This window comes from Pseudoalteromonas sp. SR43-5 (genome assembly GCF_014163835.1).
GTDB classification, from domain to species: domain Bacteria; phylum Pseudomonadota; class Gammaproteobacteria; order Enterobacterales; family Alteromonadaceae; genus Pseudoalteromonas; species Pseudoalteromonas distincta.
This window is the reverse complement of record NZ_JACJEA010000061.1, coordinates 1-4,459: the sequence shown is the minus strand read 5'-3', so window position 1 is coordinate 4,459 and position 4,459 is coordinate 1. Positions and strand designations below refer to the sequence as shown.

The window sequence follows — 4,459 nt, the reverse complement described above, 5'->3', positions numbered from 1 at the left end:
AAAATAATAAATATATAAATACTTATAAATACCCTGTTAATAACGGGGGTAACTTGAATTTGCTATATTAAATATTTAATAGATATCTTTTTAATATTAATTAAATATTTATTTTGTGTTTTTAACACGATTTGTGTTTACACGGTAATCATAAAGCCCTATACTGGCTTTGCGGTTTGGGATTGGCTCAAACCATACAGTAAGGTGTTAAAATGCAAAACTTCAATACAATCACTCAGTCGGTTTACTCAGTTAACAATCAAACTAACCTTGAAGAACATAAAGAGGCTTACAACCTAACAAGCGATGCATGGGCAGGTTTTAAGCAGTGGAACGAGGCTGGCCGCAAAGTATCTAAAGGCGCAAAAGGCTGTAAAATATTTATGGTATGTGATAAAAAAATCACAACTAAATCAGGTGTTGAAGATACCAAAAAAGTGCTTAAAGCCTTATACGTTTTTAATATTGAACACACCGAAGAAATTAAATAATTAAACAAGGGGGCCACGCGCCCCCAATCGAGGTTTTATGTATTTTTCAGTAAACACCCTAACCCAAAAAATTGCAGCGCATAAAAATTTAGGCTCTGCAGCTCGTCATGCACTTAGCGAACTGGGCGAACCTAGCAAGGCGGTTGATCCAATAGCGGTATTTAATGCGGTTAATACAAACAATACCTTTATTTTGCAAAATGCATCTGATGCGTTCGAGGCTATTAGCGAAAGCGACGACACCGCCGCGCAAGAACTGGCAGCCAGTTACAAGCAGGCTATAGATGATTTTTATAAGGAGCAATAAAACAAAATTGACAAGCACCCTTTTTCAGCGATATATTAAAAAGGTACTGGCAAAATCCAGTATCGGGATTAGTACCCCGCAATGATAAAGGTGGCATTGTCACCAGCTTTTATGCTGGTTTTTTAATGTCTGCTGTTTAGCACTCCATATATTATGGCAAGCTGGGCGGGGCCACTTCGGTGGGCCGTTTTACCTTTATCGCGGTTGTACTAACCTCGCTTTAGCTTGCCACCCAAAACTTAGTACTTTTGCGTGGCTTAAATAACATTTAAGAAAAAGGTAAAAGTATGACTATTCAATTAATCCCAAATCACGCGATCACTGCAACTGATACAAAGCTTGTAACCACGTCCTTAAAAATCTCAGAGGCATTTCAAAAACGCCACACACACGTTATTGAAAAAATAAAAAACTTAGAATGCAGTAAGGCATTTAGGTCTGCCAACTTTTCGGCACACCCCCACAAGAACGAACAAAACGGCGAAATATACACGGTTTGGCACATTACAAAAGACGGCTTTATGTTTTTGGTTATGGGCTTTACTGGTAAAAAAGCAGCGCAAATTAAAGAGGCGTACATAAACGCATTTAATGCCATGGCCGATAAGTTAAGCGAATTACAATACGGTACATTAAGCGCCGCCCAACAACGCCAAATACAAACCAAAATTAGCACACTGGTAAACAGCCAACCGCGCGAACTGCACCAAAGTTTATACAACACGCTATACAATAAATTAAAAAGCCACTTTAACGTGACCAAGTACGAGCAAATACCCGCCCACTTATTTAACCAAGCGCTAGCGATTGTGGATCAATTTAAGTTAGCCTCCCCGCAATACGACGCGGTAATTATTGATTTACCTAAATCGGGCATAATAAAAGCAACTCAAGTTAGCGCCTTTAATTATAGCGATACCTTATTGCCAACCCCAATGGCCGCATTGCTTAACCAGCTTATGCAAGCCGAGGCGCAAAACAAACCGGTACTGGTAAGTAATGTACGCACAGCCGCTAAAGACCTAGACGGCCTATTAGGTTTATTGCAGCAATATAATATGATGTTTAAACAAATAACTGCACTAACCGAACCCGCCCGCCATATTTAAGGCAATAAAAAACCCCGCCTAAGTGCGGGGTTTTTGTTTTATTAATTAATTTAATTAACGTTAATGCCTGGCATAGCGCCCTCGGTAAAGGTGTAATTTGTAACAACATCGTCTGTTAGCAATACATCTAATACTTTTTGTGTACCGCTTGATTCTATTTTGGCGGTAAATAAATAAGACTGCGCTTTAGCTGTGCCCTCGTTATAAATATACATCCATTTTGTTTGGGTAGCGCTTAATACATACTTTGAATAAGGCTGCCCAAATAATGCCGTTAATTGCTCGGCTGTTGTTTCGCCTTTAGTAATTTGTTTTATATTTTCAGTGGCAAAATTATTCCCTACTGTATAACTCGACTTAGCACACCCACTTAAACCAAGAGCAATAACCGCTACTGTTAATAGTGTTTTAAACATACCTGTTCCTTTTTTGTTTTAAATAAATAGCAAAAATATAATACCTTAATTTTAGGCATTAAAAACCCCGCATAAATGCAGGGATATTTAAGTAATATTTAATAAATATTTTTTTAATGTTTATTCTGGGTTTTGCTGCATTTTATCAAGGCTTTCAAGCGCAAGCCCCAGCGCTTTATCTATGGCTTGCCCCTCGTTTTTAACATCACTAAAGTGCGCCTTAATGCGTAACAGACCCGCTTTTGTTTCGGGCTTTATATACGTGTCAACCCGCTTGTTTTCATTTAACTGTTTTTTATGGTGCGTTTTGCGCGCAAGGGCAACGGCTTTTTTTCTGTCGTTGGGTGTATTTGTCATGGTGCTGTTTTCGCTATTCAATTTTTAATTATCCTACTTATATTTGCTTATCGCGTAAATTAACACGAATCATGTTTACACGGTAATAAATAACAGTAATAATGTTGTTTACACGGTAATTATTTAGGCGCAAGTATGTTACACCAAAATGAAATAGCAGTTGATAATTTTGCAGGGGGCGGCGGGGCAAGTACGGGCCTTGAAATGGCGTTAGGCCGTAGTGTTGATATAGCAATTAACCACGACCCCGCCGCCATCGATATGCACAAGGTTAACCACCCAAACACAACCCATTATTGCGAATCAGTGTGGGACGTTGATCCGGTGGCCGCATGTGCAGGCCGCCCCGTTGGTTTGGCGTGGTTTAGCCCTGACTGTAAGCACTTTAGCCGCGCAAAAGGCGCAACCCCAGTTAATAAAGAAATACGCGGGCTTGCTTGGGTGGCGGTTCGTTGGGCTATGTCGGTGCCGGTGCGGGTTTTTATGCTTGAAAATGTAAGCGAGTTTTTATCGTGGGGGCCGGTGGTGTATATAAACGATCAGCCGCGCCCATGCCCAGCCCGTAAAGGTGAAACATTCGACGGTTTTATAAAAGCATTAACAACAGGGCTAAAACCCACACACCCTACATGGCTTGAGGCTGTTAGGGCGCTTAACATTGAATTTAACTTAGTTGAAAAGTATAAATTATTTAAAGGGCTTGGTTACTGCATTGAACACAAGATTTTAAAAATGTCTGATTATGGTGTACCAACAAGCCGCGCCCGTTTATTCATAGTGGCCCGTAATGATGGCGCGCCGATAAGCTGGCCAACACCCACCCACGGCAACCCTGAAAGCGGATTAATTAAAGTAAAAACAGCCGCCGATATTATTGATTGGTCTATACCGGTTAAATCTATTTTTAATCGCCCGAGACCAATAGCCGAAAAAACCTTAATACGTATTGCTAAAGGGATTGAAAAAGAAATAATAAACAACCCCGATCCGTTTATTGTTCCTCGCGAACATGTAGCCCCTTTTATTACCGAACACGCTAACGGCTCAAATCAACGTAATATGGCATTAAACGAGCCATTACGTACATTGTGCGCGCAAGTTAAAGGCGGTCACTTTGCATTAGTTACCAGTCATATAATAAAGTTTCGCGGTGACAATACCGGCCATAAAACCAACGAGCCTTTACATACTATTTCAGCCGGTGGGAATCACCTTGGCGAAGTGCAAACATTTTTAATTAAATACTTTGGTACATCAAACGCCCAAAGCGCCCTTGAACCACTGGGCACCATAACCACAAAAGACCGTTACGGCGTGGTGATGATCAGAGGGTCAAAATATCAAATAGTTGATATTGGCATGCGTATGCTTTACCCGCACGAACTGTACGCGGCCATGGGGTTTCCTGCGTCCTACAAAATAGCCTTTAACAGTGAGGGCAAAAAAAACACTAAGCAAAACCAAGTGGCCCGTTGTGGTAACGCAGTGTGCCCACCTGCAGCGGCGGCCCTTGTTACAGCTAACTTAACACTGTCTAAAAAACAGGTTGCCGCATGAATAGAGCCATTTTTAACACCATGGGGCACCACGCGCACATGTACGTAATGTATAAGGGTGCAAAGCACTATGTGATTGCCTCAAATTTAAATGAAGGATTATTTGCACTAATCGACAGTAAAACAGATACCCCGCCGGAGCTTTGGCAGTGGGTGCGCTGCGAAAGTGTGGAGCTAATAAAAACGGGGGTGGTACTTGGCTTTACTCGCTAACGAATTGCAA

General features: G+C 41.1%; 7 protein-coding genes. 5 read left to right on the top strand and 2 right to left on the bottom strand.

Going from position 1 to position 4,459, the window contains the following annotated elements:
• Window positions 1-212 precede the first annotated feature (212 nt).
• From H5090_RS20380 to H5090_RS20370, 3 genes are all read left to right on the top strand, one after another.
• Entirely contained in the window at window positions 213-491 is a 279-nt protein-coding gene (locus H5090_RS20380) for an ArdC-like ssDNA-binding domain-containing protein (protein WP_182696609.1), read from the top strand.
• Between the two features lie 37 nt (window positions 492-528).
• A complete protein-coding gene (locus tag H5090_RS20375) occupies window positions 529-798 on the top strand; it encodes a hypothetical protein (protein ID WP_182696608.1) in 270 nt (89 codons plus the stop codon).
• Window positions 799-1,085: 287 nt separating this feature from the next.
• Window positions 1,086-1,907: a Rha family transcriptional regulator gene (locus H5090_RS20370; RefSeq protein ID WP_182696607.1), complete on the top strand. Its 822-nt coding sequence runs from the start codon at window positions 1,086-1,088 to the stop codon at window positions 1,905-1,907.
• Between the two features lie 50 nt (window positions 1,908-1,957).
• On the opposite strand, the gene H5090_RS20365 is transcribed toward H5090_RS20370, so the two are convergent.
• A complete protein-coding gene (locus H5090_RS20365; RefSeq protein ID WP_182696606.1) occupies window positions 1,958-2,323 on the bottom strand; it encodes a hypothetical protein in 366 nt (121 codons plus the stop codon).
• A 120-nt stretch (window positions 2,324-2,443) separates the two neighbouring features.
• Window positions 2,444-2,701 (bottom strand): hypothetical protein, encoded by a 258-nt coding sequence (locus tag H5090_RS20360; RefSeq protein WP_182696605.1) that lies wholly within the window; start codon window positions 2,699-2,701, stop codon window positions 2,444-2,446.
• A gap of 114 nt (window positions 2,702-2,815) precedes the next feature.
• Here H5090_RS20360 and H5090_RS20355 point away from each other — a divergent pair, with 114 nt between their 5' ends.
• Window positions 2,816-4,237: a DNA cytosine methyltransferase gene (locus H5090_RS20355; protein ID WP_182696604.1), complete on the top strand. Its 1,422-nt coding sequence runs from the start codon at window positions 2,816-2,818 to the stop codon at window positions 4,235-4,237.
• Window positions 4,234-4,449, top strand: coding sequence for a hypothetical protein (locus H5090_RS20350; RefSeq protein ID WP_182682916.1), 216 nt, complete (start codon window positions 4,234-4,236; stop codon window positions 4,447-4,449). Before H5090_RS20355 ends, H5090_RS20350 begins: the two co-directional genes overlap by 4 nt.
• Window positions 4,450-4,459 lie beyond the last annotated feature (10 nt).

Coding starts and splice junctions, on each gene's coding strand:
- H5090_RS20350 (WP_182682916.1), top strand. CDS start 4,234: ATGAATAGAGCCATTTTTAACACCATGGGGCACCACGCGCACATGTAC.
- H5090_RS20365 (WP_182696606.1), bottom strand. CDS start 2,323: ATGTTTAAAACACTATTAACAGTAGCGGTTATTGCTCTTGGTTTAAGT.
- H5090_RS20380 (WP_182696609.1), top strand. CDS start 213: ATGCAAAACTTCAATACAATCACTCAGTCGGTTTACTCAGTTAACAAT.
- H5090_RS20375 (WP_182696608.1), top strand. CDS start 529: ATGTATTTTTCAGTAAACACCCTAACCCAAAAAATTGCAGCGCATAAA.
- H5090_RS20370 (WP_182696607.1), top strand. CDS start 1,086: ATGACTATTCAATTAATCCCAAATCACGCGATCACTGCAACTGATACA.
- H5090_RS20355 (WP_182696604.1), top strand. CDS start 2,816: ATGTTACACCAAAATGAAATAGCAGTTGATAATTTTGCAGGGGGCGGC.